The following is a 23,185-nucleotide window of genomic DNA, read 5'->3' as shown; positions in this document are numbered from 1 at the left end:
GCAAAAAGCGGTTGCCCAAGTTGGAGCTACCATGGTAGCAAGTTCAGCCTGCCAGGGATCCCTAGAAACGGGAAGCGCCATGGACACCTCTGCGCCGCAGTTGACAACTCCGGTGCCGCCACCTCTGCCTCTCCCCTCCCACTTTGATCCTGAGCGCGTGGGGGAAATTTGGCGGGTGTTCTACCAACAGCGGGCGCTGGAGGCGGAGCAGTGGGCCCGGGAGTACCGCATCCCACCAGCGGCAGCAGATCGAGTACGGGTGGGCCTGTTGCTGATTGATGTGCAAAACACCTTCTGCATTCCTGGCTTTGAGCTGTTTGTGGGGGGGCCCAGCGGCCTGGGGGCCGTGGAGGACAATCGCCGCCTGTGCGAGTTTATCTATCGCAACCTGGCCCACATCACTCAGATCGTGGCCACCTTGGACACCCACACCGCTATGCAGATCTTCCACCCCATCTTTTGGGTGGATGCCCAGGGATCCCACCCCGAGCCAGCTACAGCCATCTCGGCAGATGAGATCCGCTCGGGCCGCTGGCAAGTCAACCCTGCCATGGCCGCCAACCTCACCCAGGGGGATCTGAGGCGGCTGCAGGCCTATGTCCTCCACTATGCTGAGCAACTGGAGAAAGGGGGAAAATATCCCCTCGTGGTCTGGCCCTACCATTCCATGCTTGGCGGGATTGGCCATGCGCTGGTGCCGGCAGTAGAAGAGGCAATCTTTTTCCACGCCATTGCCCGCTGCAGCCAGCCCCGCTTAGAGCTCAAGGGATCCAACCCTTTGACGGAAAATTACTCTGCCCTCAGCCCGGAGGTCTTGACAGGGCCGGAGGGGGATCCCATCGATGAGAAAAATGCATCCCTTATCCGCCACCTCCTGGAATTTGACGCCCTGATTGTCGCTGGCCAAGCCAAAAGCCACTGCGTCGCCTGGACGGTGAGCGACTTGCTGCAGGAGATCCAAGCTAGGGATCCCAGCCTGGCCAAGAAGGTCTACCTTCTGGAAGATTGCACCTCGCCGGTAGTGATCCCTGGCTTGGTCGATTTTAGTGAACAGGCGGAGGCAGCCTTTGCCCGCTTTGCTGCAGCGGGGATGCGGCGAGTGCGCTCTACCGAGCCCCTCTGGAGTTGGCCTGACTTTCCCCGGCCTCTTTAGGATGCGGCAGGACAGCCTGTACGATCGCGTCGGCGGTGATCCCCGCCCCGAAGCCAGTTCCCTGCGCCCCCCCACTGGCGCTCGCGACTTTCTACCGCGGGAGGTCCAGCGGCGGGAAAGGCTGGAGGCGCAGCTAACTCAGGTTTTTCGCCGCTACGGCTATCAACGCATCATCACACCCACCCTGGAGCGGCTGGAGACGCTGCTGGCTGGAGGATCCATCCGCGGCGAGGCCGTGCTGCAACTGCGGGATGGGGAAGGAACGATGCTGGGGCTGCGCCCCGAGTTTACCGCTTCTATTGTGCGGGCGGCGGCTACTCGGCTGGCGGGCGGGCCCCTGCCCCTGCGGCTTTACTATCACGGCAACGTCTTCCGCAATAGCCGGCGGGAGGAGGGATCCTACACTAGCCAAGAGTTTTTCCAGTCTGGAGTGGAGCTCATCGGTGCAGGCGGGTGGCTAGCAGATGCCGAGATCTTGCTGCTTTTGGCCGATTGCGTGCGCGCTGTCGGCCTCAGCAACTGGACGTTACTTTTGGGAGATGTGGGCTTGACCGAGAGCCTGCTCAACCCTGTTGCTCCCAAGGCCCAGGCGGCAGTGCGCCGCGCCATAGCCCAGCTTGACTACGTCTACCTGGAGTCCGCCCCTTTGCCAGAAGCAGCCCGCCAAATTGGCTTGCAGATTCTGGGGCTGCGCGGCCAGCCTGACCAGGTTCTACCTCAGCTTGCCCAGCTTCCGGTGCCGTCGGAGCGGCTGCGGGATCTGCGGCAGTTGTGCCAGATCCTAGAGGCCCATCAGGTGCGGGTGGTGCTAGACCTTAGCTTGCTGCAGACTCTAGCCTACTACACCGGCATTGTCTTCCAGGCAGTGGTGGGGGGAGAGGTCATCGCCCTGGGCGGGCGCTACGACCGGCTCTATGCCCTCTATAGCCCGCAGCAACTCGAGCAGCCAGGGATTGGTTTTACCCTCCTGCCGGATACCCTGCTGCGGCTTTTGCCCCCCGATCCTCAGGCCGAGGCTGCAGCCTGCAAGCGGTTGGTGGTGCCGCTGGTGCCGGCAGGGATCCCGGCAGCCCTAGCCTTGGCTGCCCGCTGGCGGGAGTCAGAGGCGGTGGAGCTGGAGTTGCTGGATCGGACGCCCGAAGAGATCGAGGCCTACGCCCGCCAGTGCCGGATCCCCGAGATTGCCTGGGTGCAGGCTGATGGCAGCTACCACATCTCCCACGTGGACTAAATATCCAGAGCCGCCAGATCCAACTGGCCGCTGTGGGCTTCAATAAATTCCCGCCTGGGGCCGACGGCATCGCCCATCAAGATGGTGAAGATGCGATCCGCCTCGGCGGCATCCTCGATGGTGATTTGCTTGAGGACGCGCGTTGCCGGGTTCATGGTGGTTTCCCAGAGCTGCTCCGGCATCATTTCCCCCAAGCCCTTGAAGCGCTGGATGGTGTACTTGGCGTTGGCCGGCAGGCTGCGCAGAACTTGCTCCTTTTCCGCCTCGTTGTAGCAGTAGCGCACATTGTTGCGGCCCCACTCAATCTTGTAGAGGGGCGGACAGGCAATGTAGACGTAGCCCTGCTCCAAGAGCGCCTTCTGATAGCGGTAAAAGAAGGTAAGCAGCAGGGTGCGAATGTGGCTGCCGTCCACGTCGGCGTCGGTCATGAGGATGATGCGGTGGTAGCGCAGCTGGCTGGGATCAAACTCTTCCCCCTTGACCCCCAAGCCCAGCGCCGTGATCATGGCCTGAATCTCAGCGTTTTTGTAGATCTTGGCGGGATCGGCCTTCTCGATGTTGAGGATCTTGCCGCGCAAGGGCAGCACTGCCTGGAACTGGCGATCCCGGCCCTGCTTGGCGCTGCCCCCTGCCGAGTCGCCCTCGACCAAATACACCTCCGACTCTGCGGGATCGCGGCAACTGCAGTCGGCCAGTTTCCCCGGCAGCGTGGAGGACTCCAAAGCCGACTTGCGGCGCACCAATTCCCGGGCCCGGCGGGCCGCCTCGGCGGCGTTGAAGGACTGGATGGCCTTGTCGACAATCCCCCTAGCCACGTTGGGGTTGAACTCGAGGTACTCCGTGAGGGCCTCCGAGACAATGGTCTGGACAATGCCCCGCACCTCGGTGTTGCCCAACTTGGTTTTGGTCTGCCCCTCAAACTCGGGGTTGGGCACCTTGACCGAGACAATGGCCGTCAACCCCTCCCGCACGTTTTCGCCCGCCAGGTTGGGATCAGAATCTTTGAGTTTGTTGAGCTTGCGGGCTTGGCTGTTGATGGTGAGGGTGAGGGCAGTCTTCAATCCCTCCAGGTGGGTGCCCCCTTCGGTGGTGCGGATGTTGTTGGCAAAGCCAATGACCGTATCGGTGTAGACATCTCCACACCACTGCAGGGCGGCTTCTACCTCAACCCCATCCCGCTCCCCGTGGATGTAGATAACGTCGGCGTGGAGGGGGGTTTTCTCGTGGTTAATAAAAGCCACGTATTCCCTAATGCCACCCGTAAATTGATAAACTTCGCAGCGGACGGGATCCCGCCGCAGATCGCTGAAGGTAATCTTCAAGCCGGCATTGAGATAGGCCAGCTCCCGAAAACGGCTGGCTAGCAGATCGTAGTCAAACTCCCGCTCGGGGAAAATCAGGGCATCTGGCTTAAAGCGTACCTCTGTGCCTCGCTGGTGAGATCCCGGAGGCTGCGGCTCAGCCTTTAGGGATCCCACGACTGCCCCCCGCTCAAAGCGCTGAAAATAAACCTTGCCATCCCGCCAGACTCTGGCCTCTAGCCACTCCGAGAGGGCATTTACTACTGAGACGCCAACGCCGTGCAGCCCCCCGGAGACCTTGTAGCCGCCCCCCCCAAACTTGCCGCCGGCATGCAACACGGTCATGACCGTCACCAGCGCCGACTGCCCTGTTTTCGGGTGGATGTCTACCGGGATGCCGCGGCCATTGTCCAGCACCGCCACCGAACCGTCGGGGTAGAGGGTAACCTGGATCTCGTTGCAGTAGCCGGCCAGGGCCTCGTCGACCGAGTTGTCCACCACCTCATGCACCAAGTGGTGCAATCCCTTTGGCCCCGTGGAGCCAATGTACATACCAGGCCGCCTGCGCACAGCCTCCAAGCCCTCTAGAACTTGGATCTGCTCTGCACCGTAGTTTTCTGTCATTGCAATCGCAGCCTCGCTAGCACAAGTCCGGAAAAATTGACTCTTGAGGCCAGAGAAGAGGCCATTACCCAAAACACTGCCGCCATGATAGCACAAAAGCCTAGAAGGGCAAAACAGCGGCCTTCGAGGGCCGACTTAGCCAGGGGGTGCAGGAGGGCTAGCTGTCTGGGCCAAGAAAGCTCTCCACCAGGCCCGGTGGCGGCTGCACCTGCAGTTGGCCTTTTTCCAGATCCACCACCGGCACCAGAGCTTTCACGAAGGGGAGCAACACCTGCCGCTTGTCGGGAGTAGAGATCTCCAAGACATCTTGGCCACCAGCCCAGATGGCCGAAACATGCCCCAGCAGCCGCCCTTGATGGTAGACGGCTAGACCAATGAGATCGCGGTAGTGGTACTCCTCCGGCCCTAGGGAGGGGCGCTGGGAAGCAGGCACCAGCACCTTAGCGCCCACCCAAGCCTCTGCCGCTGTGCGATCCGGGATCCCTTCTAGCCGCACCAGGTACAGGCCCTTGTTCGGAAAAAACCGCCCCTCAACTAGAGAATGCAGGAGGGGCTCGGGGTCGCTATCCCGCTGCAGCCAGCGGGGCCCTGGCTGGGTGAGGCGCTCCGGAAAATCCGACCAACACTTAACTCGCAGCCAGCCCCGTAGACCGTGGGCCGCCACCACCTGTCCCACCAGCAGCCAAGCGCGATCCCTAGACATGGCGCTAACCAAAGCCAGGCCGCCACAAGAATACTAATCCTGGACGCAGACGACCTGCTGCGTCTGGGCAGATTGCTCAGCAGCTTCGGCCACAGCAAGGGCGTGGAGCATTTTCTCAGTATCCACGTAAAGAGGGCTGCCCTGCCGTAGGTGATCCAACACCAGGCGGGTATCTTGCTCAAACAGGCCGCGGCGGGAGCCGGTCTCCAGGGGGTGGGCGCCGCCGGGACGCAACAGCGTCGCCTCTTCGCCATTGATTAACAGGCCACCGCGCTGGCCATGGAACTCCAATAGGCGCTGGGAACACCACAGCGAATCCCCTTTGCCGTAGGTCAACACCGCCAGCAGCCCGTTGGCAAAACTCAGTTGGGCCGTGCAGTAGCAACTGCTGTAGCGGTGGGGCAGGTCTGGACCGTCGTAGCGCAGTTGACAGCTCACCCGCTCTACTTTCCCCAACAGGTCCACCAGGCGGTGGATGCGGGAGACAGCCCCCGTGAGAGGAAAGCCGAAGAGGTCGGGCCGATAAGTCCAGCGGTCAGGGGCAGGGTGGGTGGCAGTGAGGGTAATGTAGCGAACGGCAAACAACTTGCCCAGCCCTGCCAGCTCCCGTCTCAGCAACTGGTGAACGCCGCTGAGGAGCTCGATGTGCTCCACATGCAACAGCAACCGCCGTTCCGCGGCCAATTGCACCAGCGAACGAGCTTCGGCAGCGCTGAAGGCCAGGGGATATTCCACAACGGTGTGGATCCCGGCTTCCAGGGCGGCACGGGCGATGGCTGCATGATCCCGATTGATGGTGCTAACAAACACCAAATCCAGCCGCTGCTCGCAAAACAGGGAAGACCAGTCGGAATAGGCAGTAGCCCCAAACTCAGCAGCAAAGGCGGCACTTCGCTGGGGCGTTCGGCCAGCAACAGCCACAATTTGCACCTGCTCATCTTTGCGCAAGGCCTCTGCCCGTGAGCGAGCTGCGTAGCCAGTGCCGATGATCCCCACCCGCAAGGTCTGTCTCCTCTCGTAGCCTGTTTCTGTCTGTAGCATCCCATAGAGCCCCACACTAGGGATCTTGCCCTCTCCAGCTTGTCCGGGAAGATCCCTGCTCCCCCGCCAAAGCTCTAGCCCCTTAGCTTCCAAACACGCTGACAATGCGGCGCATCGCCTCCTCCACGTTGGCGCGGCTGTTAAAAGCCGACAGGCGCAGATAGCCCTCGCCAGCGCTGCCAAAGCCAGATCCGGGGGTGCCCACCACATGGCAGGTGTGCAGCAGCTTGTCGAAAAACTCCCAACTACTTAGCCCCTCCGGGGCTTTTACCCAAACGTAGGGAGCGTTGACGCCGCCGTAGGCCTGGAGGCCGGCTTTGGCCAACTGCTCACGAATGATGCGGGCATTCTCCAGGTAAAACTGCACCAGAGCCCGCACCTGCGCCTGCCCCTCCTCAGAGTAGACAGCCTCAGCCCCTCGCTGCACAATGTAGGCTACACCGTTGAACTTGGTGGACTGGCGGCGATACCACAGGCTCCACAGATCCACCCAGGAGCCGTCGGCAGCCTGGCCTCGCAGCGACTTGGGCACCACCGTAAAGGCGCAGCGGGTGCCGGTAAAGCCAGCCGTTTTGGAGAAGGAGCGAAACTCGATGGCACATTCCCTGGCCCCTGGGATCTCGTAGATGGAGTGCGGGATCCCGGGCTCGGTAATGTAGGCCTCGTAGGCGGCATCAAAGAGGATGAGCGAGTTGTGGGCGCGGGCATAGTCCACCCAGGCCTGCAGATGCTCCCGCGTGGCGACTGCACCAGTGGGGTTGTTGGGAAAGCAGAGGTAGATGACGTCCACCTTTTGCTCGGGCAGGCTGGCGGTGAAGTGGTTTTCCGCCGTCAGCGGCAGATAGACCAGGCCCTCGTATTCGCCCCGCTCGTTGGCTGGCCCCGTATGGCCCGCCATCACATTGGTGTCCACGTAAACCGGATAGACAGGATCCGTGATGGCAATGGTGTTGTCGTGGCCGAGAATATCCAGAATGTTGCCGCAGTCGCACTTGGAGCCATCAGAGATGAAGATCTCGGAAGCGTCGATGTCGCAGCCGCGGGCCTGAAAGTCGTGCTGGGCAATGGCCTGGCGCAGCCACTCGTAGCCCTGTTCCGGTCCATAGCCGCGGAAGGTAGCCCGATCCCCCATCTCCTCCACGGCCCGGATCATGGCGGCTCGACAGGCTGCCGGCAGCGGCTCGGTGACATCGCCAATGCCCATCTTGATGATCTGAGCTTCGGGATGGGCGGCGGCGAAGGCCTGCACGCGCCGGGCAATTTCGGGAAAGAGATAGCCAGCCTTGAGCTTGAGGAAATGGTCGTTGATCCTGGCCATAGGAGTTGAGCGCTGCAAAGAACCGTCGGCCCTCCAGTGTAGCCGAAGCCAATTCCCCGCTGCTTACCAGCTCACAGCCCCAGCCTCTCCAAGCTGAAGGCGCCCACTGGTGAAGTCAGTTGAAACTCCCCCCGCTCCTGCGTCAGGCCCACCGGGCGACTGGGGAAGGCCACCAGGATCCCTTCCAGGCGCAGCGAGCCCGCCAGGGGATCGTAGGCCAAGCGCAGCTCCAAGTCCCGCAGGTCGCGGCGCACCTCAAGGCGGCGGATCCCTGCCTCCGTCAGGCCCAGGCGGAGCCGCCAGTGGTTTTGCCACTGCGTGCCAAGGGTGGCATCCAGGTCAAGGCCGTAGGTGGAAATTCCTCCCGACCGGGGATCGTAAACTGCCTGCAGCGCGTAGCTAATCCCCGGCTCATAGCTGTCTAGACCCGAGCGTTGATCCCGGTTGAAGGTGGTGCTGCTGCGCCCCCGATACTCCAGCCGAATGGGTTGCCATTGCCCCTTGTTGAGGTCGTAGGAAGTTTGCACCTGGACGTTGAACAGCTCGGGCACGGTGTTCCAGGTAAAGTTGGCGTTGAGGGTATCCCACCTTTGGGCAACGAAATCATAGCCAAGGGTGGTGTCAAAGCGCAGCAGGTTCCTCACTTGCGCCTGCAGCTCCTGCAGGTTGCGGGAGGCAATTGCTTCCAAGTCCTCCGGCGTGTCGTCGGGAAAAGTCAGGGCTATGGGCAGCTCGCCGGGCAGGTCATCTTCAAAGGCAAGGTAGCCGGGAGGCACGTTGGGCAAGAAATTGCGCGGGGTGAAGAAGCTAATGCTGGCGTTGAGGCGATCCACATCTCGGGGGCTGGCGGAAAGGGTTTGAAAGGGAGCGGAATTGTTGCCGTAGAAGGTGCGGCTGTAGCGCAGGTCGATGGTGTTCCATTCAGCAGGCTTGAAGCTAAGGCGGGGGTTGAGGCTGACGGTGGACTCCTGGTTGGGAGTGGAGTACAGGACTTGAGTGTAGTCAATGGAGCCGGGCACGAAGGTGATCCAGGGGGCAGGTTGAATGTCGTTGAACTGAAGGCTGGAGCGCAGCTCGTAGCGATTGAAAAAGTTGAGGCCAGATCCCCCTTCTCGATTCGGCTGTTGCTCTTGGGTCAGGGTGAGGGCGCTGCTGAGGAAGATATCGGGACTGAGGCGGAGGGGATCGGGGTTGAAGGCCAGCTCGAAATTGCGGCGCGGCTCGGTGTCGCCGTTGGAGCTGCTGTAGGCGCGGTAGGCCAGGCGGTAGGTGCCGCCCCAGCCAGGGGGGGTGAGCTGGGTGCCCAGCGTCAGCCGCGCATCGGCAAAGTCTGGCCCGTCTTTGACGCTTACCCGCTGGTTGTAGTCCAAGCGCAGATCCGACTGCAGCCAGGGCACGCCCCCATAGCGCTGCAGGTGACTGAGGGTGAGGGGAAAGGTGTAGGTGCCGTTCTCCTGGGATCCGCTGCGGTTGATGTTGAGGGTGGTGGTCGAGAGATCCCCCTGGAAGGTGGCATTGAGGCGGAGATCGGCATTGTCGTTGCGCCCGCCGGCAGGGCGGTAGGTGTTGTCCAGGTTGAGGTTAAGCTGTCCCCGCAGTTGGCCTTCTTGGCCGAAGATGTTGGCGGCGTAGAAGTCGAAATTGTGGTCAAGGCGGAGGCGGCTAGAAAAGCGCTGCTCGTCGGCCTCGGTTACCAGGTAAAACTGGGCCCGCCCATAGTTGACGCTGTCGGGGATGGGGAGGATGTAGTCGTGGACAAAGCCAAGGCCCAGGCCTTTCTTCTGCAAGACATCCAGCCGCAGGCCGCCAAAGTTGTACTCGTTGAAGCGGTAGGCCCAACTGGACTTGACAAACACTCCTTCCGCCTTGCTCCGCCCTGGCAGCACCCACTGGTGATCTCGCAGGCTGTAAATGAAAAGGGGCAGGTAGGCAATCTGCAGCCCCGCCCGCAGTTCGCCCTCCTTGCTCAGCTCGCCGCCAGCAAAGACGCGGGCATTGTAAACGATAACCTGGTTGTCGGGAAACACCTCCACCCGATCCCCTTGCACGTAGTGGGTGATGGGCGGCTCTGGTGAGGTGGTGAGGGTTGCCTTCTCAAGGAAGATCTGATCCCCCAACAGGGCGGTGGTCTTTTGGCTGCGCACAAAGATCTTGGTGCCCGGCTCCTCCCCAGGCAGGATCACCAGCGAGTTTTCAAATTGAGCCCTGCGACCGGGAATATCCAAGTCCAGGTTTTGCCCTTCAATTTGCCGGATCCCGCGCCCCTGCGGCCCAGGAGGCCACTCCATGCGAAAAGGGCCCTCGCTGCGCAGGCGCCGTTCCCGCCGGTAAAACACCAGCCGCTCGCCGCTGATGCGGGTGCCGTCAGCCAGCTGGATCTGGGCGTTCCCCTCGGCAATGCCCACATCTTGTTCAGCAAGGTAGCTGAGCACATCCCCGCTGACATTGACTTGATCCGGGTCAAGAGGGATCTGCCGTTGGACAGTGGTGGCCAGTTGCTGGCGAATTTGGGATCCCTGGCCGGCAGGGGGAGCAGCTTCTGGGCTTAGGTCCCGCAGCAGGGGGAACCGCTCCAACAACTGGGGAGCTAGGAGGGATCCGGCAGTGGGGGTGAATACCTCCGTCCCGCTTTGAGCTGTTCTCTGAGGGCTAGTATTCAAGTTCCCACCGGCTGGCGAGGTCAATGCCGTCTTTTGCCCTTGAGCAGTGGCCAGGCCCTCGACAGGGGAGAAGCCCCTTGCTTCGTTGGGCTGCTCTTCTACCTGCAAGTCAGCAGCTCGGGAAGTTATAGGCCAAAAGGAGCGAAGGGAGTCCAGAGTAGGAATAGCTGCAGTAGGCCGGGAAGACGGTGTTGCCTGGGCCTGTTGCGCCTGCTGCCGTGCATGGGCTGCTGTCCCCTCGGCCAAGAGCCGCTGTAGCCGCTGCCGGCTGAGCTCTTCTGGCGTGAGGGCCTTTTCAGGAGGGGTGCTAGACGGCGGGGAGGATGGAGCGATGGGATCCCCCAACAGGCTGGCGCCGGTGGGAGCAACCGGTTCTGGATTGGGAGCTCGGTGAGCCAGTTGTAGCTGCTGGGCCGAGGTTTGCGCTGCCCAAAAGCGCTGATAGCCCTCTAGGTTGGTAGGCAGGGGATCCGGCTGGGCAAAGACCGCCCTCCCCGTTCCCACCCACAGGGAGCTGCCCCAGCAAAGGGCTAGCCACCTTGCCCATGGGCTGAAGCCTTGCAAGAAGCTACCAGATCTCACCGCAAAAACCGCCACAGCAGACCGAGGCTTACCCCACCGAAAATCATGTTCGGCAGCCAGGCAGCTAGCCAGGGATCAATATACCCAACTCGACCCATCGCACGTCCCAGGCTCATCAGTACATAGTAAACAAACACCAGAACAATCGCTAGCGCCACACTGCCGTAGCGGCCAGTCTGCCGCACCGTCTGCAAGCCCAGGGGCGCCGCTACCAAGATGGCAAAAAAGCTGGCCAAAGGAATGGCGAACTTGAGGTGGTATTCCGTCAGGCAGCGGGCCACATCGGCAGCAGGACGTTGCTCCTTCCGGTATCGCTGACATTGCTCCCACAGCTCTGCTGCCCGTTGCTCCTGGGGCACCTTTTCGGCATACACCAGGCCCACCAACTGGTTGACAATGTTGAGCTCCATCTCTGCCACGTGGCCTTCGTAGTAGGTGCGCCCCTGCTCGTCATAGCGACGGATCACCACCCCTTGCAAATGCCACACCTGGCCCACCCGTTGGGCCCTTTGGGCTGAGATCACTTGCGGGTAGCGCAGATGGCCCGTCTCAGCCTTGCGATCCAAAATCAACAAGTCCTGCATCAAGCCTGTCTTTGGGTCCATCGAGCCAACGTGAAACCAGAGGTCGCTGTCCACCCGGACCACCTCTCCGGGGTTGAAGGGAAGAGCATCCTGGGCCAGGATGAGGTTGGTGTTGAGGGTCTTCACCTTTTGGTTGGTCTGGGGCACAATCACCTCATGGGTAAAGAGCGCTAGGCCGCTAATCAGCAGGCCAATGCAGAGCAGGGGAATTAACACTTTGCGGTAGGGGATCCCAGCCGCCCGCAGCGCCGTCATCTCGCTATCAGCTCCCATCCTGCCCAGGGTAAGCAGGGTGGCAAAGAGGGCAGCAATGGGAAAGGTAACCACCAAAATAGCCGGCAAGTTGAGGAGGAGAATGTGCAAAATTGTTAGAGGAGGAGCTCCTTTTTTCACCAGCAAATCGGCATAGATAAAAAGCTGGTTGCCCAGCATCATCACTGCGCCCCCCGCCACTCCCAGGAAGAAGGGGCGGATCATCTCCTTAAAAAGATAAAACTCCAAAAAAAAGCCTCCAAGCCTCAGGGATCCCCAAAAGCTCCCCTCCCCCGCAGTAGCTTTGCGCCGTTTACCCTTGGTCAATTGGGTGGACATTTGCCTTGACCACCTCAGACTGGAGTGCAACTTTGGCCGCCCCAGCCGGCATAGACGACGGAAGGCAAGAGCTGGATCCCTTCAGAGGGCATCGGTGAGGCGAAATTGAACCATCCCCTGCCGCTCTCCGTCCCCTTCGACGGTGTACTCATCCTGCTTTATATTCAGGGTGACCAGCTTGCCGCTGAGGCGGTTGGCGCCTCGGCACAGGTGATCCAAAGCATCGCGGCCGGGCAGCCCCTCGGTAGTTTTGCGGGGAATTGGATTGAGCTCGCCGCGATCGCAAAGCAGAACAGGAGCCTGCTCAGCGGTAATTCTGAAAATCTGCTCTTGGTCGGAGTACTCCGCCCGATCCCCTTCGACAGCGCGGTTGGCTTGCACAATGACCACCTGACCAAAGAAACGGGCGTTGCCGCTGGCTTGCTCAATTTCCACGTGGTTGGCGTAGATCACCGTCGGTTGATCCACATCCGCTTGAGTCTGGGGGTTTTGGAGGCGCCGCGCCAGCCAGTCTCCCTCGATCTGCTCGATCACCACCTCTCCCCGCAGCTCCACCTTCTCAGGGGTGATGATGGCCTGGTTGGCCTTGGCTTTCCGCCCCCGCTGGATAAACTCGACGGCCCCACTGAACTCCGAGGTGCCGGTGCGGGAGTTGTAAACCAGGCGGGCAGCCCGCACCTCCGTTTCAGCCTGGCGCAGCTCCTCCGTCAGGGATCCGCTGCCGCCAGCCGGCGTGGAGGTGGCCATCTGCCGGTAGAGCACATTCTCTTCAAAGACGAAGATCTTGTCGCGGTGGTTGCCCTCCAAACGAGCAGCCGTGAGCACCCGCCCAGGCTCGCGCAGGGTAACTCCCCCTGTCAACAGGCTTTGGGACTCGCGACGGCGGTAGATGCCCTGAGCTGCCTGGATGGTGGTTTCCCCCTGTTGAACTTCCAGGTTGCCTTCCCCGCGGGCAACTTGCGTGTTGCGGTCGTAGGTGAGGCGGTCGGCAATGATGGTAACTTCCTGGTTCTGGGGGTTTGGAGTTGCCGCGGAAGCGGGAGCAGCCTGGGCCAAGCGCAGGTCGGCCAGGAGGGGATCCCGGCTGCTCCCAGCAGCCACCTCCTGCAACACCACGCCACCCGAGAGAATGCTTTGCGCCTGTTGGCGTAGGTAAGTGCCTTGGGGAGCGCGAATCTCAAGACCCCCTTCGCGGATGCGCAGGTTGCCCTTCCCCTCGGCCACCTGCTGGGTGCGGTCGTAGGTGAGCTGGTCAGCGGTAATGGTGGTGGAGGTGGCGCCGTCCAGACCCTCCCCCGGCAGGACAACGAGCTTGCCCTGCTCGGCCCTGAGGAGGGCAAAGGGAAAGTTAAACGAGCCGGAGCGGCCTTGCAGCACCATTTCTTGCCCTTTGACGGTAAACGCTGCTGGCACTTCTATGCGCTCTGCAGGGGTAATCCTCAAGGCGCTAGTCAGGAGCAAGCTGCCGTCGTCACTTCTAACCTCCACTTCTTCCTCCAGGTACAGCTCGTCGGCAGTGGCATCGTAGCGGGCTCGCTTGGCCCGCCAAGTCACCTGCTTGCTGCTGGCAAAAAACGGACTCGGCGCGCCTTCCCCGGCATCGACACCGTCTCCATAGAAGTAGCCCCGCGCTCCCTGCTCGAACACCTGTTGCCCGGCAGCCAGCTTTACCTGTTCGGCGATGAGTCGCCAACGACGGCGTCCCCCCTGCTGTCCGACAATGTCCACCTTGCGGCTGACCGAAAGGGGCTGATCTGGGGGAAAAGGCTCCACTTTCACTTCTTCAATTTCAAGAGCCAAGGCCCAGGCAACCAAAGCCGCCAAGAGCCCGCTCCCCAAGAGCGCTACCCCTAGATTGGAATGGAAAAATTGCCGCATCCTTACGACTTCTCCGCTTTGATCCCCAGCTCCTCAACCCGGCAGTTAGGCTGTAGCTTAGCGCAGTTTGCCAGCAGCAGGAGGATCTAGATCACAACCCCCGTCTTCCCCTTAACTAACCCAAGCGGCTGAGGATAAAGCCCAGCCCCAGAAACAGCCCCAGCCAAAAGTGGAGGCCAACAGCAATGAACTTGGAATGACTAATCCGCTGCGGCTGATTGTGATAGGTGCCCAGCAGCCGGGAAAGCCGCACGGCAGACGGGATCCCGGCACAACCCAGAAGCGTCCAAGCTGGGAAAATCCCCAGCCCCACAAACAGCAGCAGCAGGCCAAAAATACTGCTGCAGATCCAGGGGACGAGGCGGGCGGAGCGGCGGGTGCCCAGGCGAACCACTGGCGAGCGCTTGCCGGCAGCCTGATCATCTTCCACTTGATGGAAATGGGAGCAAAACAGGATCAAGCTGGTTGCTATCCCCACCACCACCGAGGCTGCCAAGGCCGGCAGCGACCAAGTCCGACTTTGGCTGTAGTGGGCAGCCAAAACCGCCAGTGGCCCAAAGCTCAAAAAGCAGAGGATCTCCCCAAGCCCTTGGTAGCCCAGGCGCAGCGGCGGCCCCTGGTAGGCGTAGCCTAGCCCGCAGGCCAGCAGCACCAACAGCAACACCGTGGGATCCCCCTGCCGCCAGCTCAGCCAGAGGATCCCGGCTAGCCCCAGGGCCAGAAAGGCGTTGCCGACCCAGAACACCTGCGCCGGCTTGCCCGTCAGGTTGACTAGCGAGTGGAGCTTGTTTTTGTCCACTCCTGTCTGGGCATCGAACACGTCATTGCTGAGGTTGACCCAAGCCAGGAGGCAAACGGCCGCCCCCAAAAACACCAGCAAAATCTCCACGTCCATTGCACCCACCTGGGCGTAGGCAATGGCGGATCCCACCCAAATGGGCATGATGGCCACGCTGTAGATGGGGGGCTTGAGGGCGGCCATCCACAGCTGTCGCCGCAAGGAAGAATCGCGGCTGCTCTCTTCCCCAAGCTGGCCTTGGCTAGCCTTTGGATTTGTCTTAGGCGGCTGCGGCTGGGCAGGCATGGTGGCATTGGCTTGGTTCCGTACTTTTAGGTTAGGGGGCTCCTGTTCCCATCTCCAAAGATCTAAGGAACTTTGCAATCTGTGAAGAAGCTCCTCAAGTTTCGCCCCTGGCTCCTCTCCTTGTCTTGTTCGCGGAAGCGAACCGTAGGTTCAAGCGCCCTGCCAAGTCTCTATCGACGCTTGTCTTGTTTTCGGCCAAGGTGAGATTATCCCCCTCTTTTTTGCGCATGACTTCCTCTCTTTTCCCCTGGAATGTCCACGGCGCGGCAAGAGCCGGGCGGCCGCCGCTAAGCCCTGCTGATTGGCCAGAGAAGGAAAAGCCCCTCCTAGAAGCCTGCCAACAGCTAGCGCGGGCAACGGGGGTTCCTCAGATTCTCAGCTTGGCCTGGCCCTTCCCCGGGCTCAATCCCCTGGCGGCCCTGGCCCAAGAGTTGAGCTTGCTTCCTCTCCAGCACCTTCCTAGCTATTGCTACTTTGCCCACACGGTGCAGGGGGAACGGGTGCAAGTGCTGGGGTGGGGATCCCTGCGGCGGGCTGATCTTGCCGGAGAGAAGCGATTCCAGGTGGCGCGAGACTTTGTGCAAGCCCTGCAGCCTCATGTTCACACCGCTCCGGCTCCAAGTAGCCCCCAGGAGCGCCTATTGTGCTTCTGCCGTTTTGGCTTTGCCCCCCACAGTGGCGGCGGAGCAGCGCTGGTTCTGCCGCGCTGGCAGCTACTGCAGGTGCAGGGGGAGGTGGCGGTGGCGCGGCTCAACCTAGAAATTGGCCCCGACAGCGACTTGGCAGCCTTAGCTGGCCAGATCGCCACCTTTTTTGCCCACATGCAGCGCCTTGCCCAGGCCCCCTTGCCCGCCTGGAGGCCCCAGCCCCCTCTGGAGGTGGCCCTGGCAGAAGAGGCCCTCTTGGCGCGAATTGAAAAGGCCCTGCAAGTCATTCGGGCGGGATCCCTTGAGAAAGTGGTGCTGGCGGAAGCGGTAGACCTGGCGTTGCCCTCTCCCCCCGCCATCCCTTCGCTGCTGGCCTACCTGGAGGCCTATCATCCCGACTGCAGCGTCTTTGCCTTTGCCTCAGAAAGCAAGGGGGATTTGCCTCCCCAAGTCTTTTTGGGAGCCAGCCCAGAGCGACTGCTTTCGGTGTGGCAAGGCCGGGTGCAGATCGATGCCTTGGCAGGCTCGGTTGCCCGCGGCTCTACCGGGCCCCAGGATTGCCGCTTGGCCGAGGAGCTGCTCCGCAGCCCCAAAAACCGCCGCGAACACCAGTGGGTGGTGCGCTCAATTCAGGAGGCTCTGGGCTGGCTGGGGATGGATCCCTGGATCTCCCCTCAGCCACGGCTGCGCCGTTTGGCCCACATCCAGCACCTGCAAACTGTTATCGAAGCGGAACTTCCCGACCACGTCCACCTGTTTGACCTGTTGGCCCAACTCCACCCCACTGCCGCTGTAGGAGGCTATCCCCAGCAGGCAGCGCTGCAGTGGCTAGCGCAGCTAGAGCCCTTTGATCGGGCAAGCTATGCCGCCCCCTTGGGCTGGGTGGACTTACAGGGCAATGGCGAGTTGGTGGTCGGGATCCGCTCAGCCCTGATTGAGGGAAAGCGGGCCCGCCTGTATGCCGGCGCTGGCATCGTAGCCGACTCCAAGCCCGAGCAGGAGGTGGCTGAGATCCGCCTCAAGCTGCACGCGCTGGTCCAGGCCCTGGCCCTGCAGCCACCAGATTCCCGGGGCCCTTAGCCGAGAGCTTGCCAAGCCGCTACAACGGTCTTCCGAACAGTTAAAGTTAGAGAGCTGGCCTTGTCCGCAGCATGGTTACCCTCAATCCCACCTATTCCCTGCCCAGGGCCGGATCCCGCGCCCAAGTGGGTCTCTGGCCCGGCGTTATCGAGCATTACCGGGAGTGGCTCCCCGTCAGTTCCAACACCCCCGTAGTGACGCTGCATGAGGGCAATACCCCTTTGATCCCTGCTCCTGCGCTGAGCCAACGGCTGGGGCGAGACTGCCAGGTTTACCTGAAGCTGGAAGGCCTCAATCCCACGGGCAGCTTCAAGGATCGGGGCATGACCCTGGCGGTGTCCAAAGCCAAAGAGGCGGGGGCAGAGGCCATCATCTGTGCCAGCACCGGCAATACCTCGGCAGCAGCCGCTGCCTATGCGGCCAAAGGGGGCTTGCGGGCCTACGTGCTGATCCCTGATGGCTATGTGGCCAAGGGCAAGCTGGCCCAAACCCTGATGTATGGGGCGGAGATCATTGCCATTCGGGGCAACTTTGACCAGGCACTGGCCATGGTGCGGCAACTGGCGGAAGCCTACCCGGTGGCACTGGTCAATTCTGTCAACCGCTTTCGGCTGGAGGGGCAGAAAACTGCCGCCTTTGAGGTGGTGGATGCCTTGGGAGATGCCCCCGATTGGCTCTGTATTCCGGTGGGCAACGCCGGCAACATCACCGCCTATTGGATGGGCTTTTGCCACTACTACCAGCGAGGCAAGGCCAGCCGTCGCCCACGGCTCTACGGCTTTGAGGCTGCTGGCGCCGCCCCCATCGTCCTCAACCGTGTCGTGGAGCACCCAGAAACGGTGGCCACGGCCATCCGCATTGGCAACCCTGCCAGTTGGGCGAAGGCCAAGGCGGCCGTCCAGGTCAGCGGTGGCCGGGTGGACAGTGTAACTGACGAGGAGATCTTGGCCGCCTATCATCTGTTGGCAAGAGAGGAAGGGATCTTCTGCGAGCCGGCCAGTGCCGCTGCGGTGGCTGGATTGTTGAAATGGCGGGATCAGGTGCCTGCCGGCGCCCAGGTGGTGTGCGTGCTCACCGGCAACGGCCTTAAGGATCCCGACACGGCCGCCCAACAGGGATCTGCTCCCATCCACACGGGGGTTGTCCCCGATTTGGCTGCTGTGGCCCGCTTGATGGGCTTTTAGGGCTGCCGGATTCGGGTAGCGGGAGCATGACCTCCTCGCTCAACGTACTCCTAGGCAAATGAACTTGCCGCTGTTGCGAACAGGGACTACCAGTACAGCGCCAAGGCCCGCTTGCGCTCTTCGGGCTGTACGCCTTGGCTTGCAGCAGCCTGGCTTTGGTCAGCCTGCTGAACTAGCGGAAAGTGCCGCTCTAGCAAGGCAGGGACAGCTTGCGGAGAAACACCGCTGTAGCAAACTTTGTCGGGCAGGAACACCAGGTTTGGACCCCGCTGGCAATCTTTCAGACAGCCCACCCCCTGCACGCAAATTGAGCCAGAGTAGGCAGCCAAGTGGAAGTTCAGGGCCTGCATAACCGCTCCAGCTCCACGCCGATAACAGTTGGATTTTTGGCAGACCAGCACCTTACCTTTAGCCTTTGGAGCACCTGGCTCAGGATCTGCCTCGGCCCCGGAAGCTATACACCCTGCCCTCTCCCCGAGCGGAACCACGCGGTAGAGCACCCATTTCTCCCGCTCCTTGAGCAGATCGACTTCCCGCTCCCCCGCAATCTGCACCCTATCCCCTGGCTTGAGGGTACGGTAGAGGGCGGAACGCAGCGGCTGGGGGATCTTGCCGACAAACACTTCTGCTTCGGCCTGCCAGCGCAAGTACTTGAGCTTGCCATCCTTGTCGGGAAGAAATCCCAGGAACTGGCCCTCTACCTCAAACGGGATCCTTTGCTTAGCAAACTTGCTCATCTTGTCCGCCAGCCTCTGCGTTGAGGCGCCAACAAGCCTCTAGGCTGTCCAACAACTCCTGCCGCCGCGCCGTGTATTGGCGGATCACGCTGCGCACCTGCACCACAGCCAAAGGCGAGTCCACCTGCACCTGCAAATAGCCCTCTCCCGTACAGGTTGCTGGGATCCCCAACTCCACCAGCCGCCGCCGAATGCGCCAGCGCTCCCCTAGCGGGATCTGCAAGCAATAGCCACTTTCATAGGGCAGGGGGTTCATGGCCAGAAGCAAAGCCTCGGCAAATAAGTCTAAATGCAGCTAGGCAATAGTGATATAAGTTTTCAACAAGACGTTGCAAAAATGAGGCCTGCCTGCAAGCAGCAGGCCCCCTTGACCGGCAAGCCTGCTCTGGATCTGGGCTAGGCTCTGGCGTCCATCAAGCCAAACACTAGGCTGTCATTGGCCAGGAAGTGATTGAGGTGAAAGGCCCGATCCTCCGTCTTCAGCAAGATCTGCTCGTAGAGGTAGCGGGTGGCGCGATCCCCTAAGCTCTCCGCCTGAGCAGCCTGGCGCCGCAGCAGATCGATGATGGCCTGCTCCGCAGCCAGATCGTTCTTCAACATTTGCCGGGCCTCGAAAGCGCCATCGGGCTCAGGGGTAAAGCAGCAGAGCTTGGCCAAGCTGCTAAAGGTAGCCACTGGCACACCCCCCAAACCAGCAAGGCGCTCTCCCAGGTCGTGGACGTGTTCCCTCACCTGCTCGCAGTGATCCTTGAACAGTTGGTGTAGGGGGTAGAACTCAGTGCCCTCCACCACAAAGTGGTGCTTTTGGTATTGCAAGTACAGCCCTTGGAAGCTGGCCAGAAGGGCGTTCATCCCCTCGCAGATTGGCTGGGTGACCTCCGGGCCGAGCAGGACAGCGTTGTTGCGGACGGTGTTGAAGGCCTGACGCAAGGTTGAGGTTTCAGACATAGGGCAGGGTTCTCCAAAGTGAGGATACAGCTATCTACCCAGACTACCCAATGGAGTTGATTGAGTCGACGCAGGGGTTTTCGGTGTTGACTTTTCCCCAGCATAGGGCACACCAGTAGCTCTTGTGAATAGCTCTCAATAAAGCTTCTTGAACAAGCGCCAGGGGCGGAAACTGTGGGGGAGAGGATGGCACACTGGATTAGGGATCCCGTACCGACCCTCACTGGGGAAAGATCATGTCGCGGACGGAGGCGAGAATGCCCTCCTGGATTGAAAGACTTATTCACGTGACCCAGCGGGCTGTTGCGCGTGCTCGGGGGCAAGAGGGGAACCCAGAAGGTTGGGCCGGCTACCTGCTCCAAGAGAGTCTGCTAGAGGCGGAGGCCGAAATGGGCCATTGCAACATCCTGGTGATTGGCAAAAGCGGGGTGGGCAAAAGCACTTTAGTGAACGCAGTGTTTAAAGACGAGCTGGCCCGCACTGGAGTTGGCAGCCCTGTTACCCGCCACATTCGCAAGTACTCGAAGCAGGGTTGCCCAATTACCATCTACGATACACCTGGCATGGAATTGGCGGGAGAACAAAATACCCAAATCCGTCTCGAGGTGGCCCAACTCATCGACGAGCTGCGCTTTAAGGATCCCAAACATCACATTCACATTGTTTGGTATTGCATCCACCACGAGCTAAAGCGGCTGGAGGAAACCGAGCGCGAGTGGCTAAGAGAGTTAGAACTCAAAGATGTGCCAGTCATCCTGGTCTTGACCCAATGCCTGGAATACCCAAATCCCGAAGAGAGCGAGTTTTTCCAGTACTTGCAGCGCCAAAATCTGCCCGTTCGCTACATCGTTCCTGTTTTGGCCCGGGACAAGGTCATTAACCGACACCTCACCATACCCGCCCATGGGCTGGAGCACCTGATTGGCTGTACGTCGGAGCTACTGCCGGAAGCCGCTCGCCTTGCTTTCATCCGGCAGCAGTTGTTGCGGGTAGATCTCAAAGCTGATGCTGCTTTTAAGTATGTGTCGGCCTATGTGGCTAGCGCAGCGTTCATCGGGGCCGCACCCCTTCCTTTTGCGGATGCCCCTCTACTGGTAGCGTCACAAGTGGGCATGATTGCCAATATTAGCTTTATCTTTGGCTACAAAGCTTCTCCTTCTTTTTACTACTCTCTGATAGCGAGTCTGGCGGGCATTGGGGGCGCAGTGGTCACTGGGCGGGCGATTGTCTCCAACTTGCTAAAGATGATTCCTGGCGCGGGATCCCTTGCAGGCGGCATTATCCAATCCACCACAGCAGCCACCCTCACCCTTTCCCTGGGCTTGGCTTACATTGAGCTGATGAAAGCCATTGCTCGCGCTGAAATTCGAGGGATCCAGCTCTCCCAAAAGGAAGTGCAGGAGATCTTTGTGCGCGAGTACCGACAATATGCGGCCTCTAGGCGCACTGCTCTAAAAGAGTGAGGGCCGCTCCTATTGGCTAGGCAGCGAGCTGGAGCTATAGACGGATTGGGACTCTGCTGCAGGCAAAGGGGGGGAGCTCTCCAGCCCAAAGGTGCCATTGACTAGGTACAAAGGGCGGCCCTTGACCTCTTCAAAAACGCGGCCCAAGTACTCTCCAATCACGCCTAGACTAATCAACTGGATCCCGCCCAAAAACAAGATCATCACGGCCAAAGAGGCGTAGCCAGGCACATCGGATCCAAACAGCAAGGTACGGACGACGAGGAAAAGGCCATACAGCAGAGCGGCTAGCGAGATCCCCAGGCCCAGATAGCTCCACACCCGCAGCGGCCAGGAGCTAAAAGAAGTGATGCCTTCTATGGCTAGGTTCCACAGCCGCCAGTAATTCCACTGGCTTTTGCCGCGAAAACGGGGGGCGCGGTCGTAAAAAATGGCCACCTGGCGGTAGCCCACCCAGGCGAAGATCCCCTTCATGAAGCGGGTGCGCTCCCGCAGTTGCTTGATAGCATCCACCACCTGCCGATCCAAGAGGCGAAAATCCCCCGTATTGCGCGGGATCGGCACCTGGCTCAGCTGCTCGATCACCCAGTAAAACCCGTTGGCCGTTAGGCGTTTCAGCCAGCTTTCCCCCTGGCGACTGCGGCGCACAGCGTAGACCACCTGGTACCCTTGCCGCCATAGCTGCAGCATCTGGGGGATCAGCTCGGGTGGGTCTTGCAGGTCAGCGTCGATGGGAACAACAGCCCTGCCGGAGGCATAATCCAGACCCGCCGTGAGGGCAATCTCCTTGCCAAAACAGCGGGAAAGGTTGACCACCTTGATGCGAGGATCGCGGCGATGGAAAGCAATGAGCTTTTCTAGGGTGTCGTCCTGGCTGCCGTCGTTGACACAGATAACCTCGTAGGGGATCCCCAGGGGATCCAAGGTGAGCTGCAAGCGCTCAAACAGGGACTCTAGGTTGTCTGCCTCATTTTTGCAGGGGATGACAACCGAGAGCTCAGGAGTAAGGGGAGACATCGGAAAAAAAGTAGGGATTCTTTCTCTAGCAACTCTTGTGTTGAGCGCTGGGCCAGGGGGGACTTTAAGCCACTGTTGCCGCTTTTGGCCTCCCACCTAATTGAGCCTTTGACCCGCCCACGAGATTGGCTCTTGCCATCGGCCTGGTAAGTAATCTAGGACAAGGATGAAAGCTTGTCCACCAAGATTTGTCGACAAACTCAATCCTTACCCTCACTGGCTGGCCGACATCTCAGCCACAATCGAGCGCAGCTCGTCTTCGGAAAGGCGGTAGACCTTGTTGCAGAATTGGCAAACCACCTCCGCCCCTCTCTCGGTTTGGAGCATCTCCAGGAGCTCATCCCGCTCTAGCATGCGCAGCGCCCCCTTCACCCGCTCGGAACTGCAAGGGCAATGGAAGCGGACAGGGAGCACCTCTGGCGCTAGCTTGAGATCCAAGTCACCTAGCCAAATTTCTAGCAGCTCCTGCAAAGCTTTACCGCGGGCCAGTTGGGGGGTGAATTCCTCCACCTGGCTTAGCCGAGACTCTATCTCCGAGATCAAGTTGGCCGGCGCGCCTGGCAGGAGCTGCACCAGCACTCCACCGGCAGCACGGACTCGCTGGGAATCGAGGCTCACCCCCAGCAGAACCGCTGAGGGGATCTGCTCAGAGGAAGTGAGGTAGTAGCTGACGTCATCTCCCACTTCTCCTGAAACCAGCTCTACAGTGCTGGTGTAGGGCTGGCCGTAGCCTAAGTCCCGCACGACGTGCAAATAGCCGTAGCGCCCAACCGCCTGGCCCACATCCAACTTGCCCTCAGGGGTGAGGGGAAGTTCAATAGCCGGGTTGCTCACGTAGCCGCGCACTGTACCGTCCACGCCGGCATCGACGTGAATGCCACCAAGGGGGCCATTGCCCCTAATTTGCAGGCCAATCCGGGCTTGGGGTTCCTTCAGGTCAGCCGCCAGCAGTAGAGCTGCACTCATGGCTCGCCCCAGCGCCACTGTTGCTACATAGGAGAGCTGGTGCCGCTCCCGCGCTTCCTGGACTGCCTGAGTGGAAACAACGCTCACCACGCGAATGTTGTCTTCTGCCGCCGTACCTCGGATTAGGTAATCCGGAGGAGAGGGGGGAAGACTTTCAGAGATGGCTTTTGGGTTTTGCCATTGCTCTGAGCCGCAGGCGCCTTTCATCACAACCTCGATACTCCTCTCAGAAGCCAGCTTGCCGGGATCTCCTAGCGGCTTGGGCTTGCTGCAACTTCCTAAAATCAAAGCTAGCTTGCCCCATACCATCATAGGCAGCTTATCCCCAGGGCAAAGAGAGTTTGCAATTTTTCCCTCCCCTTACTAAGGTGTGCCATCCTGAGGATCCAGGCC

At 60.6% G+C, this 23,185-nt stretch carries 18 protein-coding genes; 5 read left to right on the top strand and 13 right to left on the bottom strand.

Going from position 1 to position 23,185, the window contains the following annotated elements; translation table 11 throughout:
• The first annotated feature begins 79 nt into the window (after positions 1 to 79).
• The gene (locus NW804_RS05270) at positions 80 to 1,153 is read left to right on the top strand and encodes an isochorismatase (protein ID WP_414423048.1); all 1,074 of its coding nucleotides are present in this window, start codon (positions 80 to 82) and stop codon (positions 1,151 to 1,153) included.
• Between the two features lies 1 nt (position 1,154).
• Positions 1,155 to 2,384, top strand: a complete 1,230-nt coding sequence (locus NW804_RS05265; protein ID WP_414410807.1) for an ATP phosphoribosyltransferase regulatory subunit — start codon at positions 1,155 to 1,157, stop codon at positions 2,382 to 2,384.
• On the opposite strand, the gene gyrB is transcribed toward NW804_RS05265, so the two are convergent.
• The 8 genes from gyrB to menA form a co-directional block, all read right to left on the bottom strand.
• A complete protein-coding gene (gene gyrB / locus NW804_RS05260) occupies positions 2,381 to 4,309 on the bottom strand; it encodes a DNA topoisomerase (ATP-hydrolyzing) subunit B (RefSeq protein WP_414423027.1) in 1,929 nt (642 codons plus the stop codon). The genes NW804_RS05265 and gyrB overlap by 4 nt on opposite strands.
• A gap of 157 nt (positions 4,310 to 4,466) precedes the next feature.
• Positions 4,467 to 5,012, bottom strand: a complete 546-nt coding sequence (gene rimM, locus NW804_RS05255; protein WP_414423026.1) for a ribosome maturation factor RimM — start codon at positions 5,010 to 5,012, stop codon at positions 4,467 to 4,469.
• Positions 5,013 to 5,045: 33 nt separating this feature from the next.
• Positions 5,046 to 6,053: a Gfo/Idh/MocA family protein gene (locus tag NW804_RS05250; RefSeq protein ID WP_414423025.1), complete on the bottom strand. Its 1,008-nt coding sequence runs from the start codon at positions 6,051 to 6,053 to the stop codon at positions 5,046 to 5,048.
• An 82-nt stretch (positions 6,054 to 6,135) separates the two neighbouring features.
• Positions 6,136 to 7,371: an LL-diaminopimelate aminotransferase gene (locus NW804_RS05245; RefSeq protein ID WP_414395482.1), complete on the bottom strand. Its 1,236-nt coding sequence runs from the start codon at positions 7,369 to 7,371 to the stop codon at positions 6,136 to 6,138.
• A gap of 71 nt (positions 7,372 to 7,442) precedes the next feature.
• The gene (locus tag NW804_RS05240; RefSeq protein WP_414423024.1) at positions 7,443 to 10,535 is read right to left on the bottom strand and encodes a hypothetical protein; all 3,093 of its coding nucleotides are present in this window, start codon (positions 10,533 to 10,535) and stop codon (positions 7,443 to 7,445) included.
• 74 nt (positions 10,536 to 10,609) lie between these two features.
• Positions 10,610 to 11,788 carry an LptF/LptG family permease gene (locus tag NW804_RS05235; RefSeq protein WP_414423023.1) on the bottom strand — a complete coding sequence of 393 codons (1,179 nt, stop codon included), beginning with the start codon at positions 11,786 to 11,788 and terminating at the stop codon, positions 10,610 to 10,612.
• A gap of 81 nt (positions 11,789 to 11,869) precedes the next feature.
• The gene (locus NW804_RS05230) at positions 11,870 to 13,612 is read right to left on the bottom strand and encodes a hypothetical protein (RefSeq protein ID WP_414423022.1); all 1,743 of its coding nucleotides are present in this window, start codon (positions 13,610 to 13,612) and stop codon (positions 11,870 to 11,872) included.
• Positions 13,613 to 13,781: 169 nt separating this feature from the next.
• Positions 13,782 to 14,648 carry a 2-carboxy-1,4-naphthoquinone phytyltransferase gene (menA, locus tag NW804_RS05225; protein WP_414423047.1) on the bottom strand — a complete coding sequence of 289 codons (867 nt, stop codon included), beginning with the start codon at positions 14,646 to 14,648 and terminating at the stop codon, positions 13,782 to 13,784.
• Between the two features lie 329 nt (positions 14,649 to 14,977).
• Here menA and NW804_RS05220 point away from each other — a divergent pair, with 329 nt between their 5' ends.
• Together NW804_RS05220 and thrC are read left to right on the top strand one after the other, a co-directional pair.
• Entirely contained in the window at positions 14,978 to 16,477 is a 1,500-nt protein-coding gene (locus NW804_RS05220; protein WP_414423021.1) for an isochorismate synthase, read from the top strand.
• Positions 16,478 to 16,548: 71 nt separating this feature from the next.
• Positions 16,549 to 17,661, top strand: coding sequence for a threonine synthase (gene thrC, locus NW804_RS05215; protein WP_414423020.1), 1,113 nt, complete (start codon positions 16,549 to 16,551; stop codon positions 17,659 to 17,661).
• Between the two features lie 86 nt (positions 17,662 to 17,747).
• On the opposite strand, the gene NW804_RS05210 is transcribed toward thrC, so the two are convergent.
• The 3 genes from NW804_RS05210 to NW804_RS05200 form a co-directional block, all read right to left on the bottom strand.
• Positions 17,748 to 18,398, bottom strand: a complete 651-nt coding sequence (locus NW804_RS05210) for a (2Fe-2S) ferredoxin domain-containing protein (RefSeq protein WP_414423019.1) — start codon at positions 18,396 to 18,398, stop codon at positions 17,748 to 17,750.
• Positions 18,382 to 18,654 carry an Asr1405/Asl0597 family protein gene (locus tag NW804_RS05205; RefSeq protein WP_414410796.1) on the bottom strand — a complete coding sequence of 91 codons (273 nt, stop codon included), beginning with the start codon at positions 18,652 to 18,654 and terminating at the stop codon, positions 18,382 to 18,384. The genes NW804_RS05210 and NW804_RS05205 overlap by 17 nt, the downstream gene beginning before the upstream one ends.
• Before the next feature lie 140 nt (positions 18,655 to 18,794).
• On the bottom strand, positions 18,795 to 19,346 hold the full coding sequence (locus NW804_RS05200; RefSeq protein ID WP_414410795.1) for a Dps family protein: 552 nt from the start codon (positions 19,344 to 19,346) through the stop codon (positions 18,795 to 18,797).
• A gap of 257 nt (positions 19,347 to 19,603) precedes the next feature.
• Here NW804_RS05200 and NW804_RS05195 point away from each other — a divergent pair, with 257 nt between their 5' ends.
• On the top strand, positions 19,604 to 20,809 hold the full coding sequence (locus NW804_RS05195; protein ID WP_414423018.1) for a YcjF family protein: 1,206 nt from the start codon (positions 19,604 to 19,606) through the stop codon (positions 20,807 to 20,809).
• 9 nt (positions 20,810 to 20,818) lie between these two features.
• Here the strand turns inward: NW804_RS05195 and NW804_RS05190 are convergent, their stop codons facing one another.
• Positions 20,819 to 21,826, bottom strand: coding sequence for a glycosyltransferase family 2 protein (locus NW804_RS05190; RefSeq protein ID WP_414420880.1), 1,008 nt, complete (start codon positions 21,824 to 21,826; stop codon positions 20,819 to 20,821).
• 213 nt (positions 21,827 to 22,039) lie between these two features.
• Positions 22,040 to 22,999: an Hsp33 family molecular chaperone HslO gene (gene hslO / locus NW804_RS05185; RefSeq protein ID WP_414423017.1), complete on the bottom strand. Its 960-nt coding sequence runs from the start codon at positions 22,997 to 22,999 to the stop codon at positions 22,040 to 22,042.
• Positions 23,000 to 23,185 lie beyond the last annotated feature (186 nt).

The organism is Synechococcus sp. WC10meta (assembly GCF_047461475.1).
Note: the sequence above shows the minus strand (reverse complement) of the source record. Positions and strands in the feature narration are given on the sequence as shown.

Coding starts and splice junctions, on each gene's coding strand:
- NW804_RS05195 (WP_414423018.1), top strand. CDS start 19,604: ATGCCCTCCTGGATTGAAAGACTTATTCACGTGACCCAGCGGGCTGTT.
- hslO (WP_414423017.1), bottom strand. CDS start 22,999: ATGAAAGGCGCCTGCGGCTCAGAGCAATGGCAAAACCCAAAAGCCATC.
- NW804_RS05210 (WP_414423019.1), bottom strand. CDS start 18,398: ATGAGCAAGTTTGCTAAGCAAAGGATCCCGTTTGAGGTAGAGGGCCAG.
- NW804_RS05190 (WP_414420880.1), bottom strand. CDS start 21,826: ATGTCTCCCCTTACTCCTGAGCTCTCGGTTGTCATCCCCTGCAAAAAT.
- thrC (WP_414423020.1), top strand. CDS start 16,549: ATGGTTACCCTCAATCCCACCTATTCCCTGCCCAGGGCCGGATCCCGC.
- NW804_RS05250 (WP_414423025.1), bottom strand. CDS start 6,053: ATGCTACAGACAGAAACAGGCTACGAGAGGAGACAGACCTTGCGGGTG.
- NW804_RS05245 (WP_414395482.1), bottom strand. CDS start 7,371: ATGGCCAGGATCAACGACCATTTCCTCAAGCTCAAGGCTGGCTATCTC.
- NW804_RS05205 (WP_414410796.1), bottom strand. CDS start 18,654: ATGAACCCCCTGCCCTATGAAAGTGGCTATTGCTTGCAGATCCCGCTA.
- NW804_RS05270 (WP_414423048.1), top strand. CDS start 80: ATGGACACCTCTGCGCCGCAGTTGACAACTCCGGTGCCGCCACCTCTG.
- NW804_RS05220 (WP_414423021.1), top strand. CDS start 14,978: ATGACTTCCTCTCTTTTCCCCTGGAATGTCCACGGCGCGGCAAGAGCC.
- NW804_RS05265 (WP_414410807.1), top strand. CDS start 1,155: ATGCGGCAGGACAGCCTGTACGATCGCGTCGGCGGTGATCCCCGCCCC.
- rimM (WP_414423026.1), bottom strand. CDS start 5,012: ATGTCTAGGGATCGCGCTTGGCTGCTGGTGGGACAGGTGGTGGCGGCC.
- NW804_RS05200 (WP_414410795.1), bottom strand. CDS start 19,346: ATGTCTGAAACCTCAACCTTGCGTCAGGCCTTCAACACCGTCCGCAAC.
- gyrB (WP_414423027.1), bottom strand. CDS start 4,309: ATGACAGAAAACTACGGTGCAGAGCAGATCCAAGTTCTAGAGGGCTTG.
- NW804_RS05235 (WP_414423023.1), bottom strand. CDS start 11,788: ATGTCCACCCAATTGACCAAGGGTAAACGGCGCAAAGCTACTGCGGGG.
- menA (WP_414423047.1), bottom strand. CDS start 14,648: ATGGCCGCCCTCAAGCCCCCCATCTACAGCGTGGCCATCATGCCCATT.